Below are 21950 nucleotides of genomic sequence, written 5' to 3' on the forward strand. Positions count from 1 at the left end.
TCGAGTTTGGCTTCAGATTCAATCGGGGCATATGTTGCCAGGGATAACGGCTATAAATTTGTACTGCCTAATATTGTTATTGCTCAACAATAAAGCCTGTATGTTAGGGATACTACTTGAAATGGATAATTCAAACTGGGTTGATAGGTGCTGAATAGCGTCCTATTGAATCGAATAAAAATGGTAACTTACAAAAAAAGAGACGCTCGATGCGTCTCTTTCCTGCTTAATTACCAAACCATAAACCTTAACGGACTTTACGGTCTTCTTGCATTAGATCAGAGATAATTTTGTACACTTCGGTAATAGACTCATCCGATAACGGTTTGTCTTCTACATCATGCAGTAATATTTTAGTCTGATTAGCATCATCAGTTTCTTTAAGCAGTAAACGATAATTGCCTTTTTTCAATGACAATTTTTCTTCGCTCCACAAAGAACTCCAGAAACCACCGCTTTCTTCTAAATTAATATAAAACAGGCCTTTGCTGTTATCAGTATCAACAACATCAAAACCCATTTCCGGTAATACTAGGCGTAAACGATCCCATACCGACTTATAGTTTGCTTCGGCTAACCAATAAGCAGATTCAGTAGCGTTAGTGACTAAATCAACTTTAATACCAAGGCTTTGCTCAATTCGTGCAGCACGGATAGATTGATCACGTTTAATGCTCATATAAGCAATAGCATTATTTAGCATATCAGTGGTATAACGACGTTTGTCTTCACCGCTTAATAAAATTTTCTGATCTTTATCATCGTAAAACTCTTGATGCTCAACTAAATCAATCGACACAGAACCAGAACGGCCATGTGGTTTCACATCAACTTGGTAACGATAACGCTGACGCAGTTGATAAACCTTATCACTGCCCCACCAATTAGATTCAATGATTTCATCATTTTCAATCCAATCTGTTTCAATAAAACCAGCGCTAAGGTCTTCGCTACGAACAGCGATGTTATTTTTGCTTAGATAACCATCAATGACATCAAAAATTTCTTGTTTTAAATCAGTAGTACTTTCAATCGATTCAATCACCACACGAATACTATCACTGCTTTCTTCGATGTGTGTGCCTTCAGCCATTGGCAATACTTGCAATGGCGCACGGATATCAAGATTCTTGCCTACAAGCTGCTTGTTAACGTTATTACCAACAGCAGGTATGTCATATTCTTTGCTATAAGTAGGCGTATTCAAGCCCTGTGGGATCGTCAATAATGGCGTAGTTTCAGCATTAACGAAATCATCATTACCATTGGCCTGACGGCGATCTAATGGCGTACTGCAAGCTGATACAGCTGCAACAAGGAGTAACGGAGTGACTTTCTTTAACATGAATTTATTTTACCTCAATATGAGCTTGTTTCATTGTTTCTATTAACAGACCATGAAACTGCTCAGAAAGTTCAGTTAAAGGTAAACGAATATGACCATTAGCTATCAAACCCATTCGATGAACAGCCCATTTCACTGGAATTGGGTTGGCTTCACAAAATAACGAGCGATAAATACCCGTTAATGGTTGATCGATTGATTCAGCTAATTGTGCATTTTTGGCTAATGCAGCATCACACATGGCTTTAAACGCATGTGGAACAATATTATTTGCCACTGAAATCACGCCATTACCGCCCAGCAATAAAAACTCACGTGCTGTGGCATCATCGCCGCTATAAAGTAAAAAGTCTTCACCACAAAGTTCACGTAAACGCGCAACACGGCTTAAATCACCGGTGGCTTCTTTTACACCAATAATATTACTGACACTTGATAATTCAGCCACAGTTTCTGGTTTCATATCAACAGCAGTACGGCCTGGTACATTATAAAGAATTTGAGGAATATCAGTACTTGCAGCAACCGCCGTATAATGGGCAATTAATCCCTTAGGCGACGGTTTATTGTAATAAGGAGTCACGCCAAGCATGGCAACAACACCCGATTTTTGCATTGATTTGGTTAACTCAATCGCTTCTGCAGTGGCATTGGCGCCATTACCACCAATCACAGGAATACGACCTGATGCAAACTTAACAGTTTGGCTAACAACAGCCGCATGCTCTGTCATAGGCAGAGTTGCAGACTCGCCTGTAGTACCGACCGCGACAATGGCATCAGTACCTTGTTCAATATGGAACTCAACAAGTCTTTCAAGACTTGCATAATCTACTGTGCCATCACTATTCATTGGTGTGATTAAGGCTACGATGCTTCCGTTTATCATCTATCTTCCCCACGGTTTCAGGATTCGCTATGTTACTGATGCCAACCACTAATGACAAGCTCTACGGTAACCATAATCTGAAATAAGTCATTTATGCTATTTAATGCAGCGTAACCTAGCATCTTTGAAGCCATAGCGCTAAAAAATAATCACATTTATGTGAGTGATATAGGTTACTATATTGAGGTGTTTTAGTGAAAAATGATAGCATTAGCACCCGCACCAAAACTGACATGCTTCGGCATAAGTTTTCGCTCTAAGATATCAAAAAGTGAGGAAAATCCATGACCAATTATCTGGTCGTTACGGCAATGGGCGCAGACCGCCCAGGATTAGTGAGTCGTTTAGCGCGTTTAGCAAGTGATTGTGATTGCGATATAGTCGACAGTCGTATGGCATTATTTGGTAATGAATTTACCCTAATTATGATGATATCTGGCTCCTGGTCAGCTATAACAAAAATTGAAAGCTTATTGCCTGTGCTGAGTGTAGAACTTGAACTCATGACGGTCATGAAGCGAACGTCCAAACATACCCCAAAAAACTTTGTGTCTCGTATTGAAGTGATATTCAATGGTGAAGACCAACGCGGAACCATGAAGAGCATTACCCAGTTTTTGGCCGAAAGAGGCCTCGACTTAGCAGCTGTGCGCTCCCATGCGGATGACAATGATAGTCTTAAAACTCAGTCTATTTTATTAGCAATCAATATCCCTGATAAAATCAACCTATTGAAGCTTGAACAAGGTATTCATGAACTGGCCGAGTCTATGTCTCTAGAGTGCAGCATCAAGCGCATGCAGGGTATTGCCGCGCCATAACTACTCAGTTCACCTCTCGTTGATGTGAACCTTGTACGTGCTGATAACGTAATATCTGTATTTATCTGATAAAGGATCAATCATGAACACATTAAACGTTGGTGATACTGCACCAAATTTTACTCTGCAAAATCAAGCAGGTGAAGCGGTATCACTGCAAGACACCTTGTCTAAAGGTCCTGTGCTAGTGTATTTCTACCCTAAAGCATCAACTCCTGGTTGCACAGTGCAAGCACAAGGCCTGCGCGATATCAAAACACAACTTGATGGTTTGAAGGTGACAGTATTCGGCATTAGCCCAGATCCTGTGGCTAAACTGGCCAAATTTGCCGACAAACAACAACTCAACTTCACGTTACTCAGTGATGAAGACCATGCGGTTGCTGATGGTTTTGGCGTATGGGGAGAGAAAAAATTTATGGGTAAAATTTACGATGGCATTCATCGCTTAAGTTTTATCGTCGGTACTGATGGCAAAATCAGCCATGTGTTGAATAAATTCAAAACCAAAGATCACCACGAAGTGGTTCTGGCCACGTTAGCTGAGTAATTTACTAGAGGTTTCTTCCTCAGATAAGTTTTACGCTTCATGAAGTAATAAAAAAGGGCTTAGCAATAAATTGCTAAGCCCTTTTTAGTGACTGCTATTTCAAATATCGACACCAAACCGTTAACGCCTAAGCGCTAACATTTACACCGTTTTAGTATCGCTTGGTTGCTGTGGCTTTTCTTCGTCGGCTGCAGTCTCTGCATCACTCGACTCGGTTGCAGCGCTTGCAGCTTGTTTAGCCTTCTCTTGTGCGGCTAACTCTTTGGCTAGAATAGCTGTTTCTTGCTTCACTAATGCAGCCTCTTCATCAGCTAATAAGCGGGCTTTTTCTTGTTGTTCAAATAGCGCTAGCTCTTCTTCTTTACGGCGTGCTTTTTCAATAGTGCGTTGCTCGGCTTCTTGTGCTTCGCGAACAGCTCTTGCTTCAGCGGCCACTTTTGCTTCTGCTTCGGCGGCTATTTTAGCTTGGCGGTCGGCTTCGTCATCTAATGCTCGCTGAATAACAGCTTGGTCTTGCGCTTCTTGTGGCAATAAGCTTATTAACTCTATACCCACTGGTAACACTATCGTTTCAACACCAGATATGACTTTAACCTTGCCTTCTTTAGTTAAATAAACCAATGGCATAGCTGTGTCACCATAACGTTTTTTGAAATGGTCATAGGTAAAGTTTTCAGTAATATTGGTAATTTTCAATACTGCGCCTTTAGCCATTAAACTGGCAATTTTGGCGTAAGATATATTCTCACCAAATAAACATAAGCGCTTGAGATAAGATTCAGACAACTGATGACGAGCACTGGCGCTGTCAGCGTTGTTTAAACCATAGACTTTTTCGGTGCCCATTAAATCTTGAAAGTGAAACGTCACCAACGGATTTAATTGACGGTATGGCGACATCACAAGCACTCGACCAATACCACTTAAGTCCATGAAATTAGATGCATGCTCTGACGCTGGGTTACCAAAATACACCGGAATATTGTCCATGCGCGCTTGGCGAATGCTATCCCAGTTGTTATCCGCTAGAATCACCTTAATATTTTTCGAAATTAAAATAGAAGCTAATTCACGCGAGAATTTAGACGCGCCAAAGATTAACACTCCTTGATTAGAGCCCTCTTTCACGCCTAAAAACTTCGCCCAACGACCGGCAGTTAAGCTTTGAATCACCACGGTACCAATAATAATTAAGAATACTAACGGTACAATTGAACTGGCACCTTCTAAGCCAACTGTTTCAAGTTTTATGGCAAATAATGATGAAATAGCCGCTGCAACAATACCGCGAGGCGCAACCCAACTTAAAAACCACTTGTCATTAGACGACAAATTGGTGCCTAAGCCTGAAATCCAAATACTGAGTGGACGAGCAATAAACATCGCTACTAAAAGCACCCCGACACCACCAAGTCCTAGATCAAGCATGGCGCCAGAATCCAGACGTGCCGCCAACAAAATAAACAACGCAGAAATCAGTAGTACAGTTAGAGTTTCTTTAAATTCTAAAATGTCAGCAATATCAACGCCGCGCATGTTTGCTAACCAAATACCCATTACCGTTACCGTTAACAGGCCAGACTCTTCTTGTAAAATGTTCGAACCAACAAAAATACCCAGCATAATGGTTAATACTGCGGTGTTGCGTAAGTAATGCGGGAACAAGTTTTTACGGATAGCTAAACCCGTTAAGTAACCGCCCGCTGCACCTAAGCCAAAACCGAGCACTAAGGTTAAGCCTAATGCATTCAATACGTGTGTGGTTGGGTCGGCTGTAACGGCGATATATTCAAATACCAATACAGCAAGTAACGCACCGATAGGATCAATAACGATGCCTTCCCAGCGTAATATACTGGCTAAATTTGATTTAGGTTGCACCGTACGCAACATAGGCACAATAACGGTTGGACCTGTCACCACCACTAATGCGCCAAATAACATGGCAATTGCCCAGTCAAAGCCAAGCAAATAATGCGCCGCAGGTGCAATGCACGCCCAGGTAATAAATGCGCCGATGGTGACAAGGTGGGTCACCATTCGTCCGTGTTCTTTAATTTCTTTAAAGTTAAGTGTCAGCGCACCTTCAAACAGGATGACCGCAACACCTAACGAAATAATAGGAAACAATAAATCACCAAAGATTTCATCTGGGTCTAATATTCCTAATCCTGGCCCTAACAGTAAACCACATAATAAAAGTGGTAAAATTGCTGGCAGACGTAACTTCCAACCAACCCATTGACACAAAAGCGATAACACACCGATTAATGCCAGCATGCCTGTAATGTGTTCAACCATAATTGTTTCCTTTTGTATTGCTATCATTGCCAATGACTAACTTAAAATAAGCAATGCGACTCACGTTAATATCGTGCTCTAAATGCATTCAACTCGACTGTTTTATAACAACTTAATCAGCCAAATCATCAATTGATGATTAATCTATTGTGATTAATCAATCTTCTATTAATCGATAAAACCTACTGATATTTCCTTTTATTACATCATAATTACATGATGCTTATATGTCTGAACCCGTAAAAAGCAGCTGACAAAATTCAGCATATAACATACTAATTTAACAATAGGATCAAGGCTTTTTTTGACCAATATCACATTTTATATCTTTTGGGTATTTTTGGGATAAACATCTGATTTACATAAGCAAAAGACAATATAAGTTTAAACGCTAATCAATTGTTTTTTTTATCTATTAATCCCGTATAAACAAAAACCTCAGCAAAAGCTGAGGTTTTATTTATAACATATACATAACGTGATTATTGTGGAATGCTCACCTTACCTTCCATTAATACTCGCGCACTTCGGCTCATAATAGCCTTTTTAACTTGCCATTGACCTTGCACTAACACCGCTTGAGCACCCACGCGTAGCGTGCCAGATGGATGACCAAAACGAACCGCACTCAGCTCACCACCGCCAGCAGCCAAATTAACTAATGTGCCAGGAATCGCCGCGGCAGTGCCAATGGCCACTGCTGCTGTGCCCATCATCGCATGATGCAGTTTACCCATAGAAAGGGCCCGCACGACCAGATCGATATCGTCAGTATTAACCGCTTTGCCACTGGATGAAATATAACCCGCAGCAGGCGCAACAAAAGCCACTTTAGGGGTATGTTGACGAGCAGCCGCTTCATCAATATGGTTGATTAAGCCCATTTTTACTGCACCATAAGCCCGAATAGTTTCAAACATGGCTAAGGCTTTATCGTCATTATTAATGTCATCTTGCAACTCAGTACCTTGATACTGAATATCGGCTGCATTAATAAAAATGGTTGGAATGCCCGCATTAATCATGGTGGCGTTAAAGGTCCCGACGCCTGGTACGTCAAGTGCATCGACCACGTTACCTGTAGGAAACATAGCGCCATCACCGTCGGCAGGATCTAAAAACTCCACTTGCACTTCAGCTGCGGGAAACGTCACACCATCAAGTTCAAAATCACCGGTTTCTTGTACTTCACCGTTGGTAATAGGGACATGAGCAATAATGGTTTTATGAATATTGGCTTGCCAAATACGCACAATTGCGGTGCCATTTTCAGGCACTCGGCTTGGATCGATTAAACCATTACTAATGGCAAATGAACCGACCGCCGCGGTTAAATTACCGCAGTTGCCGCTCCAATCAACAAACGGCTTATCAATCGATACTTGACCAAATAAATAATCAACATCGTGATCAGCTTGAGTACTTTTGGATAAGATAACCGTTTTACTGGTACTTGACGTTGCTCCGCCCATACCATCGGTGTGTTTACCGTAAGGATCGGGACTGCCAATAACCCGCAATAATATTGCATCACGAGCTGCACCAGCCACTTGAGCGGCTGCAGGCAAGTCAGTCAGGCTGAAAAACACCCCTTTACTGGTGCCGCCGCGCATATAAGTCGCTGGAATTTTCATTTGTGGTAAATGAGCCATCACATATTCCTAAAATAACAAAAGACCAAAGCGGCAGCCCATCAATAAGCTTATAAACTGCCGATTAAGTAAGGCACTAACACTAGGTTATTGCCAAACCAACACTCACTTATTACCCCGAATTATGGTTAATTAGTTTCGTTGGCTAAAAAGTCCTGAGCAAAACGTTGTAATACACCGCCAGCTTCATAAATTGACAACTCTTCGCCAGTGTCAACACGACACTTAACCGGAATGGTCACTTGCTCACCATTTTTACGAGTCATAATCACATTTAACATTGCGCCCGGATTACGATCACCTACAACATCATAGGTTTCCGTGCCATCGATATGATAAGTATGTCGATTATGGCCTGCAGTGAACTCTAGCGGTAGCACACCCATACCGACTAAGTTAGTACGGTGAATACGCTCAAAGCCTTCAGCAACAATCACTTCAACCCCAGCAAGACGCACGCCTTTTGCCGCCCAGTCACGTGACGAACCTTGGCCATAGTCTGCACCAGCAATAATAATCAGTGGTTGCTTACGTTCCATATAGGTTTCAATCGCTTCCCACATGCGAGTGACTTGGCCTTCAGGCTCTATGCGCGCCAATGATCCTTGCTTAACCTTGCCGTTTTCCTGCACCATTTCGTTAAACAGTTTAGGGTTAGCAAAAGTGGCACGTTGCGCAGTTAAGTGATCGCCACGGTGAGTGGCATAAGAGTTAAAGTCTGCTTCTGGTAAGCCCATTTTGTGTAAATATGCACCTGCGGCACTGTCGAGCATAATCGCATTTGATGGCGATAAATGATCGGTGGTGATGTTGTCTCCAAGCACTGCTAATGGACGCATACCTTTCATGGTGCGCTCACTCGCCAAAGCTCCGTCCCAATAAGGTGGTCGGCGAATATAAGTACTTTGTGGACGCCAATCATATTGCGGATTTACATGAGTGCCATACTCGACTTTAATGTCGAACATTGGCTCATAGACTTTACGGAATTGCTCAGGCTTAACGCTTGCTTTAACAACTGCATCGATTTCTTCATCGGTTGGCCAAATATCTTTTAACGTGACAGCTTGACCTTGGTTATCGATACCTAAGATATCTTTTTCAATATCAAAACGAATCGTACCGGCAATGGCATAAGCAATGACCAAAGGTGGTGATGCTAAAAAGGCTTGTTTAGCATAAGGATGAATACGGCCATCAAAGTTACGATTGCCCGACAACACTGCGGTAGCGTATAAGTCGCGATCAATCACTTCTTGTTGAATAACCGGATCAAGCGCGCCGCTCATGCCGTTACACGTCGTACAGGCAAAACCGACAATACCAAAACCTAAGTTTTCAAGCTCAGGCAATAAACCTGCTTCTTCTAAATACAATTGCACCGCTTTAGAACCAGGCGCAAGCGATGATTTCACCCAAGGTTTACGTAATAAACCACGGGCATTGGCATTGCGAGCCAATAGACCTGCGGCAATCATATTGCGCGGGTTACTGGTGTTAGTACAACTGGTAATAGCGGCAATAATCACTGCACCATCGGGCATTTTACCGGGTTCGTTTTCAACCACACCACTAATGCCACGCGCCGCTAATTCAGATGTCGGCACGCGACTGTGTGGATTAGACGGGCCGGCAATGTTACGGCCAATAGATGACAAGTCAAAGTGCAATACTCGCTCATACACAGCATTAGTTAAGGTATCAGCCCATAAACCCGCTTGTTTGGCATAGGTTTCAACTAGTTTAACTTGTGCATCTTCACGACCGGTTAACGTTAGATAATCGATAGTTTGTTTATCGATATAAAACATCGCCGCGGTGGCGCCGTATTCAGGCGTCATGTTAGTAATAGTAGCGCGATCGCCAAGGGTTAAATGGGTGGTCCCTTCGCCATAAAACTCAAGATACGATGACACAACTTTTTGCGCTCGCAAGTATTCAGTTAACGCCAGAACAATATCGGTAGCAGTAATGCCAGGTTGTGGCTTACCCGTTACTTCAACACCAACAATTTCCGGTAAACGCATATAAGATGCACGGCCGAGCATGACGCTTTCAGCTTCTAAACCGCCCACACCAATGGCTATAACGCCTAACGCATCAACATGAGGTGTATGACTGTCGGTGCCCACTAAGGTGTCAGGAAACGCCACACCATTTTGAGCATGCACCACTGGCGACATACGCTCTAAGTTAATTTGATGCATGATGCCGTTACCCGGTTGGATAACATCAACGTTTTTAAATGCCGTTTTGGTCCAATTGATGAAATGGAAACGGTCTTCATTACGGCGGTCTTCAATGGCGCGGTTTTTCTCAAACGCGTCTTTTTCAAAACCGGCATGCTCAACCGCCAGCGAGTGATCGACAATCAATTGAGTCGGTACTACTGGGTTCACTTTTGAGGGGTCACCGCCTTTTTCAGCAATCGCATCACGCAGACCCGCTAAGTCGACTAATGCGGTTTGGCCTAAAATATCATGACAAACCACACGGGCTGGATACCACGGAAAATCAAGGTCATTTTTACGTTCAATCAGCTGCTTTAACGAATCAGTAAGCATGTCAGGTGAGCAGCGACGGACTAAGTTCTCGGCAAACACACGAGAACAATAAGGTAGTTTGGCGTAGGCTCCAGCTTCAATCGCATCTACAGCCTCTTGGGTGTCAAAATAATCTAATTGGGTGCCAGGTAAGGCTTTACGGTATTGAGTATTCATAACTTCATCCACAATAAATATGAAAGGAATAAGCGCTAATCTATATCGAAAAAAGCCGAGTCATCATAACGAGACTCGGCATGCTGATTAACGTTGGCTAATAGGCGCCACTTTACGAGGCTCACTGCCCACATAATCCGCACTTGGACGAATAATGCGGTTGTTCGATCGCTGCTCCATTACATGTGCCGCCCAACCGGTTAAACGTGAACAAACGAAGATTGGCGTAAATAACTTAGTTGGAATGCCCATAAAATGATAAGCAGAGGCATGGAAGAAATCTGCGTTACAGAATAACTTTTTGGTGTCCCACATAAACTCTTCACACGCGACAGAGATGTCATATAAAGATGTGTCACCGTTTTCATGGGCCAGCTTTTCAGACCACTTTTTGATAATCACATTACGTGGATCAGACTCGCTATAAATAGCATGACCAAAGCCCATGATTTTTTCTTTGCGTTCTAACATTAATGCCATCTGCACTTTAGCATCGGCTGGCGAGCTGAACTTTTGGATCATGTCCATCGCCGCTTCATTAGCACCACCGTGCAGTGGACCACGTAATGAACCAATCGCACCAGTAACACAAGAATACATATCCGATAAAGTTGAGGCACATACACGCGCGGTAAAGGTTGATGCGTTGAACTCATGCTCTGCATACAAAATCAACGACACATCCATTACACGGCGATGTTGCGCTGACGGCGTTTCACCGCGAAGCAGTTTAAGAAAATGTCCACCCAGAGAATCTTCATCTGTGGTGCAATCAATCTCAACACCGTCATGAGTGTAACGGTACCAATAACACATGATGGCCGGAAATGCGGCTAATAAGCGGTTCGACGCTTTGTGTTGCTGAGTGAAATCGACTTCTGGCTCAAGGTTACCTAAAAACGAGCAACCAGTACGCATCACATCCATTGGATGAGCATCAGCAGGAATTAATTTTAATACCGCTTTTAGTGCATCGGGTAAATCACGCTGCGCTTTCAATTCTGCTTTATATGCAGTTAGCTGAGCCTGGTTTGGTAACTCGCCGTTAAATAATAAATAAGCGACTTCTTCAAAGGTAGCGTTATCGGCTAAATCAGAGACATCGTAACCGCAGTACGTTAGGCCTGAACCTGATTTACCGACTGTACATAATTTTGTTTCGCCAGCACTCTGACCGCGTAATCCTGCGCCTGATAATTTCTTGTCTACCATGATATCTTCCTTCTTATGCTTTTCACGATTTAACCATGCTAAATCGCGATTGTAGGGTATTGTTATTTTAGTTGTAATCGAGTCTTGCTGTCGTACTGAGGCCGTTATTTATTTTTGCCTTCGGCAAACAAACTGTCTAATTTTTGTTCATAATCGTGATAACCCAAATAGTCGTATAAATCCATACGAGTTTGCATGGTATCTACCACTGCTTTTTGGTCGCCATCGGTTAAAATAGCACTGTAAACATTTTCAGCTGCTTTGTTCATCGCACGGAATGCACTCAATGGGTATAACACCATTGCCGCGCCCCACTCGCCTAATTGTTGCTTATTCCATAATTCAGTTTGGCCAAACTCAGTAATGTTAGCCAAAATAGGCACATCTAATGCTTCAGCAAAGGCGCGGTAATGCTCTTCAGTTTTAATTGCTTCAGCAAAAATACCGTCAGCACCCGCTGCCACGTACGCTTTAGCACGCTCGATAGCGGCTTCTAACCCTTCTTGAGCAAACGAGTCTGTGCGCGCCATAATGAAAAAATCTGGGTCGGTACGGGCATCAACCGCCGCTTTAATGCGGTCGACCATTTCTTCTACTGGAACTATTTCTTTATTTGGACGATGACCACAACGCTTTTGCGCCACTTGGTCTTCCATGTGTACCGCTGCTGCGCCAGCCTTTTCCATATCACGAATGGTTTTGGCAATGTTAAATGCCCCGCCCCAACCCGTATCAATGTCCACCAGCAAAGGTAAGTCACAGGCTGACGTAATACGTTGCACATCAACCAGTACATCATTGAGTGATGTCATGCCTAAGTCGGGTAAACCATAAGAGGCGTTAGCCACACCGCCACCAGACAAGTAAATGGCTTGATGACCAATTTGCTTTGCCATCATGGCGGCATAAGCATTAATGGTACCGACAATTTGCAGTGGTTTGTTGTTAGCTAATGCTTGACGAAATTTTTTACCTGCGCTCATGATATTTTCCTTATATGCAATTATGACCGTGGGCGTAACACGCCACACGCAAGACATTACGATAATTTGTGTTCGATATTATTTTTAGAATACATAATATGGCGACGCATCAGCATTTCAGCCAATTCTGCATCACGGTTTAAAATGGCCTGAACAATGTGTTTGTGTTCATCATAAGCGGTGGTCACACGCGGACCCGCCATGCCAAGTTGTACGCGATACATGCGCACTAAATGATAAATGCCATCAAACAGCATTGAAATTAGGTGTTTGTTTTTACTGCCTAAAATAATTCGATAATGAAAATCAACATCACCGGCTTCTTGATAATAAGACTCGCCCCCTTTGACCTCGTCAAAGTGAGATTGTAATAAACGGTTTAAATCGGCAATTTCGTCATCGGTCATGTTCTTTGCCGCTAAACGTGCCGCCATGCCTTCGAGTGATTCACGCACTTGATACAGTTCTATCAACCCTTGTGGAGATAACGCCACCACACGAGCGCCTACGTTGGCTTTACGCTCAACAATATGACACGACTCTAAGCGGTTAATGGCTTCACGGATCACGGCTCTACTCACTGCATACTTTGTCGACAATTCAGTTTCGCTCAATTTAGAGCCGGCCTGAATACGACCTTCGACTATATCGTCTCTAAGGGCTACAAAGGTCTTATCTGCAGAAGTAATCGGCTGGATCATATTCATACCTTGGATAATAAAAACTGACATTAAAAAACAGCTACACAAAACAAGTTGTCGACAATATAGCACCTTTAAATCGTATAACAACCCCAAAAGGCACTTTTTGTCGACAATTAATCCAATTCATCATAAAGCCTTAGCGATTACCAATTTATGACACCACTCAATAAACCTTAAGTCAGCCCATGCTAATATTAGCCACCACGGTATAACTCATCACGCCTTTGTGGTTCGATGATTACTCAGCTATCTGTACACACTATGTTGGGTTACACTCCTCTTTATAAAGTGATTGAGACATCGATTAATCCAACAATAAATAGAGCAATAAATACAATAAGGGTCTCTTGATGAGCCAACATTTAGCCTGCCAACTTGAATTGATCCATTTGTTTGTCCATGTCGTTAATGCCGGTGGTTTTTCATCTGCAGCACAAGAGTTAAAGTTGCCCATTGCCACGGTTAGCCGCAAAATTAGCAAATTAGAACAAAGCCTCAATACTCAGTTGATAATGCGCAGCACCCGTAAACTTCGATTAACTGAAGAAGGTGGGGCGTTATTTGACCGTTACTATAATGTGGTGGCGCAATTTGATCGTATTTGTGGTCAAACTATTAATGAGCCGCAAAGTACCTTACGGATATCGACACCCGTTTCGATAACCTCGATGATATTAATTGAGGCCATCAATGACTTTTCGAAACAACATCCGCACATTCAACTGCACATCACCCAAAATAACAGCACCATTGATTTGATAGATGAAGGAGTCGATGTCGCCATTGTCGGTGGCGCACAACCAGACTCATCTTGGGTATCGACATCGTTGGGAGTATTAAATTACGGCCTGTATGCATCACCTGAGTATGCCAAGCAACTCATTGAGCTTCGCCACCCGCAGCAGCTAGTTGATTATCAGTTAATTAAAGTGTGGCCGCTATTTAACTGGACCTTAAAACATCACAGTGGTGAGCAGTATTATTACGATGGACCCGCTAAATTAACCCTAGGGGATTTACACGGCGCAATTCGGGCAACTGTCGGTGATGGCGGGATTTTATATGGACCAGAATTATTTGTTAAACCACAACTATTGAATCAAGAGCTAGTGCCTGTGTTAGCAGATTGGGCTGGTGAGCATCGGCGGATCAGTATTTTGTATCATCAACGTCGCCAGCAACCCTTAAAAGTAAAATTGTTTATTGAGTTTATTCAGCAACGTGCTGCCACTATCTTCGACTTGTTCTAACTCGATTCGATTTTCGATGCTTAGATGCTTAGATGCTTAGATGCTTAGAGTTTGAAGTGAAAGTTAAATCTACATTTGAATCTACATTCGAAGTTGAATTGGAATTGGAATTGGAATTGGAATTTTAGTTTGAATTTGAATTTGAAACTGAACGTTCTGATTAATAGCAGGTTATTCTAACCTAAGTGGTTCGATTAATATTGCTATAGTTTAGCGTGATGCCATGAACTGACACACTCAGTCAATGACATCACTGGCAACTAATAGATGACAACACAAGCAACTAACCGCTATTAACTAACCATTAGTATAAGTACACATTTAAACTACAGGCACCATGAGCCCCCACCACTAATGCTTGCTCAATATCAGCGGTTTTAGACGGACCCGCAATAAATAATCCTAATTCGCCTGGCTGTAGTGCCACTTGTTTAACCGCTTGGTGCATATTGGCGACAATATTGTCTTTGGCCAACGCCAATATTAGATTTTCACAAATAAAAGGCGTCACTCGATGACTGGGTTGATTAACCCAAATCGCGCCGTTTTCGGCTACACCAAGATCCCCAGGGATCACGGCATAATCAATATCAGCCAGATCGTGAGCGGTCTCAGGCACTTGGCGATTACCTTTAATACCGTCCAATAACGAGATCACCTGCATATTTTGTTGGATCAATTCATCTACCGCTTGTTGTAGCGATGCTAAACCGCCTTCACAGTGCAGCGTGCCTGCTACTGTGTTCAAACTTGCATTAAATTGGCCAACAAGATCATCATTATTAGCCACTACATCCATGGCTGGCATAGCATGTTGATCCAAAGCCGATTGCTTTAGTGCAGATAAAATAGTGTGTTTATTCGACATATTAACGGCTCCGATTCTTGTTATACCAGCTGGCAAAGCTAGACTCTGGTGCGACAGGCAACTCGCGATATTTACCCCATGCACCACTAAACGGCTTGAGTAAACTCCCCGGTAATACTCGCAGTGCTAATCTTGCTGCAGACATAGAGGTATTCATTAAGGTTTCATTGGCCATAAAACGGCCCACTAACGGCATATAGCCACCTTTGCCATACGGCAACCTCTTAGCTTCTGCTTTCAAACGACGATGATGGGCAATAATTTTATCCAATGGCACCATCGTTGGGCACACATAAGTACAACTGCCACATAACGTACAGGCCCAAGGAATAGAGTTGGTATCGTCATGCTTAGCACCTACCGCAATACCAATAGGACCAGGAATAGTATAGTTGTAGCTATAACCGCCTGAACGGCGATACACAGGACAGGTATTTAAACAGCCGCCGCAACGAATACACTTTAACGATTCAGCTAAAATTTTGTCTTTCATCATCTCAGTGCGACCATTATCAACAATGATCACATGCATCTCGCCGCCCTCTTGTGGGCCACGATAAAACGATGAATAAGTGGTAATGGGTTGCCCTGTGGCATTACGGGCTAATGTACGCAACAACACCCCAACAGAATCCATATCAGGAACCACTTTATCGATACCCATTGAGTGCAATTGCAACTTAGGCAAGTTAGCGCCCATGTCTGCATTACCTTCATTGGTACACACAACAATCGCACCTTGGTCTGCTATCGCCATATTGACACCGGTCATGGCAGCATCTGCAGTAAGGAATTTCTCTCTTAAATGCGCGCGAGCAGCACGGGTTAAATACAGCGGATCAGACTCACCCGCTTTAGTGCCTAACTGTTGATGAAATAACTCGCCCACTTCCTCTTTTTTCATGTGTATAGCGGGCACCACAATATGCGAAGGTGGCATATTGGCGAGCTGAATAATTCGTTCTCCTAAATCGGTATCAACCACTTCGATACCGTGGCGTTCTAAATACGGATTCATGTGGCATTCTTCGGTTAACATCGATTTTGATTTAACCAGTTTTTTAACCTTATGTTTCGCTAAAATCCCATGAACAATTTCATTGTGTTGCTGGGCATCGCTAGCCCAATGCACCTTAATGCCATTACTCAAGCATTGTTGTTCAAATTGTTCAAGGTACTGGGCTAAATGGCTCAACGTATGCATTTTGAGTTGCGAGCCAAGCAGCCTTAGTTGTTCCCATTCAGGCAAACTGCCTGCAGCGCGATCACGTTTTTCACGTAATGCCCACAGGGCTTTAGAATGCCAATCAACTCGGGTTTCATCGCGACAAAAAATATCAGCTTTATGGGCATGCACCTTAGAACCCGATGTGGTATATAGTTCGGTCATAGTGGCTCCTATAAAGCATCATTAATGATTTGGGCAATGTGACGGGTTGCAATCGGTAATTTTTGACGACGGATCATGCCATCTAAATGCAGCAAGCATGAAGGATCAAACCCCACGACATACTTCGCCCCAGTTGCCGCATGAGCTTGAGCTTTATCTTTACCCATTTTGGCCGACACCGCGCCTTCATCAACGGCAAACGTGCCGCCAAAACCACAACATTCATCAATACGAGCAGGATAGACAATCTCGAGCCCGGCAATGTTACCCAATACCGCTTCCACTTTATTAAAGCGTTGTTTACCCATTTGCTCTGTCGGCGTCGCTAAATTAAGCATACGAATACCATGACAGCTCATTTGCATGCTTATTTTGGCCGCTACAGGGCGGGCAAATGCTTTAATCGGGGCAATATCGTGTAAAAACTCCGTTAACTCATAAAGCTTACTAATAACTTCTTGGGCTTCTTGGCTGCCATCAAACTCATGGAAGTTTTCTTTAGCCGCCACCAGACAACTGGCTGCAGGACACACAATGGCATCACAATCGACACCTTTAAATGCGTTGAGTAATTTAAGGGTGGTGTTTTTTGCTTCATCAAAACACCCCGAGTTTGTCATCGGCTGACCACAGCATGTTTGACCCTTAGGAAATATGACTTCATGGCCTAACTTTTCTAATAATGTCAGTGTCGCAATGGCCACTTCTGGCATCATTTGATTCACTAAACACGGTATAAATAGTGCTATTTTCATAAGTTGGTATTATCCCCAGGCGCGTTATTACACATCATCTGAGTGAGTTTAAAATCAACTCAGCGATGGCTAACGACTCATTATCGAGTTATCAATGTATGCCTATACCCTTATAAAATGTAGTGCTAATTAAGCAAATATCGCGGCAGACTTTTTCACTTTTGATCTACAAACGCTTTCATCAGCACCAAAAGCTCACATCAATAACGACAAAAACCGATGCTCACAGGTGAATCAGCAATGAATAAGTGCAACACCATGGTATACATCGATGAATGGCAACCAGTAGTTAACATTGTTCATTAATTCAAGTCAGTAGCCTGCGACATTGTGTCGCAGTTTGATGTTTTTATATTGTCAGAATGGTTGAGGTTAAGCACACTCATGTGATAGGTAACGTCGGAAACATCCCCCCGTTTTAATAACTTATATCTAACTGACGTTATCGATTTTTGGTACACACTTTGGCGTTGTTTGGTTGATGGCTTTGAGTCGCAATCAAATGTCTACTCAATGCTTGGTGACTTTACTCAGCCTCTATCTGCTATGGGAATGGGGATAAAGGCTGATTAAAGGTATCAGTTTAAATCTGAATAAGATTATTGGGCCTCTATTGATATAGAGGCCTTTTTTTATGATTTTTTCACTTAAATTTTATATCTACACCCAATGAGACTAGCGCCCCAATTAAGGTTGTGATGACCACTGAGAGCAGTGAGCCAATCAGTACATACTCCGTCATGCTTCGGTTGGCTGATTGATTTAACTCACCAAATCTGAATATCGACTTAGCGGCTAATACAAAGCCCACAGCGGCATAGCTGCCCACCAACGTAAACGTCAGTATTAATAATCGCTCTAGGTAACCAATCAACTCGCCACCCGCAACAAGGCCGCTCACATTTGCTGTCTTATCACTAACAGGTTCTGCAACAACATCTGTGTCGGTAACGGCGTCAGTGTCCATTGCTGAGTTAACGATGGGATACTTACTCAACACAGCGCCAATCACAATTGAAGTTGGCTTGAGAATGAGTAAATAAGCAAACACCACCAACACGCCATCAGAGAAACGTTCATGCTGTAACACTGCATCAATCGATGCGCCATCTGCAACATGAAAAGCAATCGCGGCCAATACCGAAACATGCAAAGCCTGATCAATAACAAAGTAGGCTAACTTATCTCCCTTTGGTGTAGTGACCTTCCATAAATCGATAATAAAATGACTTACCGCGACAATAACGATTAAGCAAACCGTTGAAAGCCAATCAATCCCGAGTGCCATTGCAGGCAGTAATAATGCAACACCCTGTAAAGTCGCGTGAAGGTACAACTCAGGTGAACGGTAAGTGCGAGCTTTTTTAGCTTCTACCCACCGATCGGTCTGAAGATAAAAGTCACAGATGGTGTGAATTAGTAAAAATGGAATGAGCACGCTGAAAAAATCAAACATACTTGAGCCCCGCGACTTTCTTTATAAACCGACAATTTAACTCATGGATCAACGGCCAACCAGACGCTTTAAGTGACTTGCTGACAGTGGCTGTAGCCACATCGAGCATGTCAGCTAACTCACTAATCGACAAATCCTCATTGGTTCGAAGCATTGGCAACATCACTTCACATTGGCGCGCAGTTAAGTCGTTAAGTTGCTTATCAAGATACTTAAACAGTAAGTCAAAATACTCAGTGAGAGCGATGCTATCGGAGCTAAACAATAATCGGTCATTCTTAAGGCCACTGAGTCCGCGGCCAGACAGCACAAATGCTTGCCCCATCGACTCCGACACCGACTCACGTAAATCAGCATTTGCAGCAATTGCAAAACTAATCCGGCTATCAAACTCTTTACCAAGCGCCTTAATGCCAATCCGGTATATAACGGTGTATCTCAACGCATTTTCAATATCATGTACGACAGACTGAAACTCATCACCGCGCTCAATACTGTGCGCATTTTCGCTATGCCCCTCGCTAATCCATGTCTGGATAGATTTGATCTGTTTAAGTAGTAGCTCAAACTGCGCAGAGGTTAGCTTTGTTGAGTCAACAACATCGCCAACAATCACGGCTATAGGTTTATTGGTAGGCTCCACATAACGCTCCTTTGTTTGCAGACTTAGACCAATTTAGCCAAAAATGGCTAATAATGCAAGCTTAGCCATTATTGGCTAATAACGACTAAGTGCATTGATAGTACACAAGCTTATTTAGCCGTTTATGGCTAAAAATAGACATTTAGCCACTTTAGGCTAATGATAATATGCCAGGCAAGTCGACAGATATGTTGAGATAACAATCCTGACGCAGGTGGCATAAAGCATGACACCAATCAAAGCCGATAGATTATCTCACCATTACGACGAGCAGCTTAAATGCGAGCATCCACCTACCCCAAAGAACTCAGATGCCTTGAGTCGATAGTATTTGTCTTCAACTTCTTGAGATTGCTCTGCGTAAGGTTTGGTCATCACCTTCTGCAATTCTCGAACAAGTGCATAATTGCCAACACTGGCTTGCTGATAAGCAGGTACCAGCAACCACTCGCGTAAAGTAAATTTAGGGTTAACGCGTTGCATCTGCGCAATAATATCATCACGGCTACGTGGTTGTGCGTCTGCATCTGCATCTGCATCTGCATCTGCATCTGCAATAAGCATATTGCTATTGTCTTCGGTACCAAGCAATGATTGCCATTGTGTCAGCCAAGCAGACCAGCGTTGCTCCAATCCTTGTGGCCCTTGCGATAAATCTCGATAGAAACTGTTAGTCAGTGGACCAATATCATCAGGCAACGACGAAAGCTCACGGAAGAATATTGTGTAATCCACTGGGGTTTGCAGCATCAGCGTTTCAAGCTCATTAAATAACGCCGCATCAAAAGTGTTAAGCCCAAGCTTAGCCGTCCACATCTGCTCCATCTTTGTTTGCATCTCGGTGGCAAAACCATCGACCAACTGCTGGAGCTGTTCTAGATAATCTGGTGTAGACATCAATAATGGGCTTAATGCGGTGCAAAACATCAAGAAATTACGTTCTGCTGCCACGCCTTGATTCAAAAATGCAAAATGTTGCCCGCCACCCGTCCATGGTTGATATTGTGGATTGAACACATCGCAAAATCCAAACGGACCGTAATCGAGCGTAAAGCCACCAGCGGCACAGTTGTCGCTATTAAAGTTACCCTGACAGTAACCAACACGGATCCAGTTCGCTATCAATGACGTCAAACGACTACGGAACTCGCGCGCCAACAAAAGCACTTTTTCTTCATTAGTGAGTTGTTGGTCGATAACATCAGCGTATTCACGATCAATTACATGCAACATCAGTTGTTCAAGCTCTGCCATCGCTTGCGGGTGTTCCTGCGTGCGGGCGCGGCGACCAAATAGCTCAAGCTGGCCAACCCGAATAAACGAAGGTGCCACACGTGTCGAGATAGCAACCGCCTCACTAATCATTTGGTCAGGATCTTGTGCGTTAGAGCCCTCAGAATACCAAGGCCGCTGCACCGTCTCGGTTTTAGACACATACAAACTCAGCGATCGCGACGTTGGTACGCCAAGCGCGTGCATGTGTTCTTGCGCGAGAAACTCACGCACACTGGATCGCAGCACAGCGCGACCATCCGCACCGCGGCAATATGGCGTGCGACCACCGCCTTTAAGCTGCATTTCCCAGCGTTTATCGTTAATCACAGCCTCAAGCACAGAAACAGCTCGACCATCGCCGTAGCCATTACCCGTTCTAAAAGGACATTGTTGGATGTATTCGGTACCAAAAATGGACAATGCATATCCACACGCCCACCCAACATTACTCATGGGTTCAGGAATGTTCGATAGGTCACCAGAGAACATGCTCATAAAATCGGCAGACTGCGCCATGCTGTCAGCAAAACCCAATTCAGCAAACAAGCTGCTGCTGTGTGCAACGTATTCTGGATTTTCAATCGGCGTCGGTTTAACAGGCACATAGTGGCCAGAGAATACTTGTCGCGGCGCATGGTCGTCGCCATTAGCTGTCGCGTCAGGATCGCTGTTAAGCGTGTCCATCAGTGAGTAGTTGACCAATTTAGCGAGATCGTCGACTGTCTCGACAGTAACGGGAGTTTGCTGGGACAGTTGATTAGTCATAGGGATACCTTGTTGTTTGAGTCGAAGGGTTGTTCACAACTTGATGGTTCATCGTGTCGACGATGATTCTATTTGTTCGATTTCTGGAAGCGGATCTTTTCAGCATATATGTCGAAGGCCTGCGCGGTATAATTAGAAAGAGCCTGAGAGAAATGGATGGAGCCGACACCCATGGTAACGACTCGTTATAGTAATGGAAAGCTTAGCTTGCTGCATCTACAAAATTGAGATCATGTCATATGATGATCCATCATATCTGCTATGGCCTGCGGCCACTAACGTCGTGGCGCTTCACCCACACCAGACCAAAAGGAAACCAACGGCTGTTCCCTCTTGGATCACCCAGCCGCCCCGCAACATTTTCAAACAGC

Annotated in this window: 17 protein-coding genes; 3 read left to right on the forward strand and 14 right to left on the reverse strand. The window is 43.4% G+C overall.

Features of this window, described 5'->3' with window-relative positions; translation table 11 throughout:
* Window positions 1-247: 247 nt before the first annotated feature.
* Both bamC and dapA read right to left on the reverse strand, forming a co-directional pair.
* Entirely contained in the window at window positions 248-1345 is a 1098-nt protein-coding gene (bamC, locus tag AAEY99_RS19485) for an NlpB/DapX family lipoprotein (RefSeq protein WP_101088414.1), read from the reverse strand.
* Window positions 1346-1349: 4 nt separating this feature from the next.
* Window positions 1350-2234: a 4-hydroxy-tetrahydrodipicolinate synthase gene (dapA, locus tag AAEY99_RS19490; protein WP_101088415.1), complete on the reverse strand. Its 885-nt coding sequence runs from the start codon at window positions 2232-2234 to the stop codon at window positions 1350-1352.
* 284 nt (window positions 2235-2518) lie between these two features.
* On the opposite strand from dapA, the gene AAEY99_RS19495 reads away from it, so the two are divergent.
* Window positions 2519-3055, forward strand: coding sequence for a glycine cleavage system transcriptional repressor (locus AAEY99_RS19495; protein ID WP_101088416.1), 537 nt, complete (start codon window positions 2519-2521; stop codon window positions 3053-3055).
* Between the two features lie 82 nt (window positions 3056-3137).
* Window positions 3138-3605 carry a thioredoxin-dependent thiol peroxidase gene (gene bcp, locus AAEY99_RS19500; protein ID WP_162023017.1) on the forward strand — a complete coding sequence of 156 codons (468 nt, stop codon included), beginning with the start codon at window positions 3138-3140 and terminating at the stop codon, window positions 3603-3605.
* A gap of 141 nt (window positions 3606-3746) precedes the next feature.
* Here bcp and AAEY99_RS19505 read toward each other — a convergent pair whose 3' ends face one another.
* From AAEY99_RS19505 to AAEY99_RS19530, 6 genes are all read right to left on the reverse strand, one after another.
* Window positions 3747-5906: a cation:proton antiporter domain-containing protein gene (locus tag AAEY99_RS19505; protein WP_351011643.1), complete on the reverse strand. Its 2160-nt coding sequence runs from the start codon at window positions 5904-5906 to the stop codon at window positions 3747-3749.
* Between the two features lie 482 nt (window positions 5907-6388).
* Window positions 6389-7558 carry a 2-methylaconitate cis-trans isomerase PrpF gene (prpF, locus tag AAEY99_RS19510; RefSeq protein ID WP_101088419.1) on the reverse strand — a complete coding sequence of 390 codons (1170 nt, stop codon included), beginning with the start codon at window positions 7556-7558 and terminating at the stop codon, window positions 6389-6391.
* Between the two features lie 128 nt (window positions 7559-7686).
* The gene (acnD, locus tag AAEY99_RS19515) at window positions 7687-10278 is read right to left on the reverse strand and encodes a Fe/S-dependent 2-methylisocitrate dehydratase AcnD (RefSeq protein WP_335692121.1); all 2592 of its coding nucleotides are present in this window, start codon (window positions 10276-10278) and stop codon (window positions 7687-7689) included.
* 87 nt (window positions 10279-10365) lie between these two features.
* Complete coding sequence (prpC, locus tag AAEY99_RS19520) at window positions 10366-11490, reverse strand: bifunctional 2-methylcitrate synthase/citrate synthase (protein ID WP_101088421.1); 1125 nt, start codon at window positions 11488-11490, stop codon at window positions 10366-10368.
* A 104-nt stretch (window positions 11491-11594) separates the two neighbouring features.
* Window positions 11595-12473 carry a methylisocitrate lyase gene (gene prpB / locus AAEY99_RS19525; protein ID WP_011637321.1) on the reverse strand — a complete coding sequence of 293 codons (879 nt, stop codon included), beginning with the start codon at window positions 12471-12473 and terminating at the stop codon, window positions 11595-11597.
* 56 nt (window positions 12474-12529) lie between these two features.
* Window positions 12530-13174 (reverse strand): GntR family transcriptional regulator, encoded by a 645-nt coding sequence (locus tag AAEY99_RS19530; protein WP_392342035.1) that lies wholly within the window; start codon window positions 13172-13174, stop codon window positions 12530-12532.
* 353 nt (window positions 13175-13527) lie between these two features.
* On the opposite strand from AAEY99_RS19530, the gene AAEY99_RS19535 reads away from it, so the two are divergent.
* Complete coding sequence (locus AAEY99_RS19535; protein WP_182744319.1) at window positions 13528-14427, forward strand: LysR family transcriptional regulator; 900 nt, start codon at window positions 13528-13530, stop codon at window positions 14425-14427.
* A gap of 304 nt (window positions 14428-14731) precedes the next feature.
* On the opposite strand, the gene AAEY99_RS19540 is transcribed toward AAEY99_RS19535, so the two are convergent.
* From AAEY99_RS19540 to AAEY99_RS19565, 6 genes are all read right to left on the reverse strand, one after another.
* On the reverse strand, window positions 14732-15295 hold the full coding sequence (locus tag AAEY99_RS19540; RefSeq protein ID WP_351011646.1) for a LutC/YkgG family protein: 564 nt from the start codon (window positions 15293-15295) through the stop codon (window positions 14732-14734).
* 1 nt (window position 15296) lies between these two features.
* A complete protein-coding gene (locus AAEY99_RS19545; protein WP_351011648.1) occupies window positions 15297-16685 on the reverse strand; it encodes a lactate utilization protein B in 1389 nt (462 codons plus the stop codon).
* Window positions 16686-16693: 8 nt separating this feature from the next.
* Complete coding sequence (locus AAEY99_RS19550) at window positions 16694-17440, reverse strand: (Fe-S)-binding protein (RefSeq protein ID WP_351011650.1); 747 nt, start codon at window positions 17438-17440, stop codon at window positions 16694-16696.
* 643 nt (window positions 17441-18083) lie between these two features.
* Window positions 18084-18896: a DUF3307 domain-containing protein gene (locus tag AAEY99_RS19555; protein WP_351011652.1), complete on the reverse strand. Its 813-nt coding sequence runs from the start codon at window positions 18894-18896 to the stop codon at window positions 18084-18086.
* Window positions 18889-19539 (reverse strand): hypothetical protein, encoded by a 651-nt coding sequence (locus tag AAEY99_RS19560; protein WP_351011654.1) that lies wholly within the window; start codon window positions 19537-19539, stop codon window positions 18889-18891. Before AAEY99_RS19560 ends, AAEY99_RS19555 begins: the two co-directional genes overlap by 8 nt.
* Window positions 19540-19800: 261 nt before the next feature.
* Complete coding sequence (locus AAEY99_RS19565; protein ID WP_351011655.1) at window positions 19801-21579, reverse strand: protein adenylyltransferase SelO; 1779 nt, start codon at window positions 21577-21579, stop codon at window positions 19801-19803.
* Between the last annotated feature and the right edge of the window lie 371 nt (window positions 21580-21950).

The sequence above is a fragment of the Shewanella sp. S1-58-MNA-CIBAN-0166 genome (assembly GCF_040310085.1).
In the GTDB taxonomy this organism is placed as follows: Bacteria; Pseudomonadota; Gammaproteobacteria; order Enterobacterales; family Shewanellaceae; genus Shewanella.

Bases quoted from the DNA above. Each gene is read 5' to 3' on its own strand.
- AAEY99_RS19535 (WP_182744319.1), top strand. From the start codon at position 13,528: ATGAGCCAACATTTAGCCTGCCAACTTGAATTGATCCATTTGTTTGTC.
- AAEY99_RS19550 (WP_351011650.1), bottom strand. From the start codon at position 17,440: ATGAAAATAGCACTATTTATACCGTGTTTAGTGAATCAAATGATGCCA.
- prpF (WP_101088419.1), bottom strand. From the start codon at position 7,558: ATGGCTCATTTACCACAAATGAAAATTCCAGCGACTTATATGCGCGGC.
- dapA (WP_101088415.1), bottom strand. From the start codon at position 2,234: ATGATAAACGGAAGCATCGTAGCCTTAATCACACCAATGAATAGTGAT.
- acnD (WP_335692121.1), bottom strand. From the start codon at position 10,278: ATGAATACTCAATACCGTAAAGCCTTACCTGGCACCCAATTAGATTAT.
- AAEY99_RS19540 (WP_351011646.1), bottom strand. From the start codon at position 15,295: ATGTCGAATAAACACACTATTTTATCTGCACTAAAGCAATCGGCTTTG.
- AAEY99_RS19530 (WP_392342035.1), bottom strand. From the start codon at position 13,174: ATGATCCAGCCGATTACTTCTGCAGATAAGACCTTTGTAGCCCTTAGA.
- bcp (WP_162023017.1), top strand. From the start codon at position 3,138: ATGAACACATTAAACGTTGGTGATACTGCACCAAATTTTACTCTGCAA.
- bamC (WP_101088414.1), bottom strand. From the start codon at position 1,345: ATGTTAAAGAAAGTCACTCCGTTACTCCTTGTTGCAGCTGTATCAGCT.
- AAEY99_RS19495 (WP_101088416.1), top strand. From the start codon at position 2,519: ATGACCAATTATCTGGTCGTTACGGCAATGGGCGCAGACCGCCCAGGA.
- prpC (WP_101088421.1), bottom strand. From the start codon at position 11,490: ATGGTAGACAAGAAATTATCAGGCGCAGGATTACGCGGTCAGAGTGCT.
- AAEY99_RS19565 (WP_351011655.1), bottom strand. From the start codon at position 21,579: ATGACTAATCAACTGTCCCAGCAAACTCCCGTTACTGTCGAGACAGTC.
- prpB (WP_011637321.1), bottom strand. From the start codon at position 12,473: ATGAGCGCAGGTAAAAAATTTCGTCAAGCATTAGCTAACAACAAACCA.
- AAEY99_RS19545 (WP_351011648.1), bottom strand. From the start codon at position 16,685: ATGACCGAACTATATACCACATCGGGTTCTAAGGTGCATGCCCATAAA.
- AAEY99_RS19555 (WP_351011652.1), bottom strand. From the start codon at position 18,896: ATGTTTGATTTTTTCAGCGTGCTCATTCCATTTTTACTAATTCACACC.
- AAEY99_RS19505 (WP_351011643.1), bottom strand. From the start codon at position 5,906: ATGGTTGAACACATTACAGGCATGCTGGCATTAATCGGTGTGTTATCG.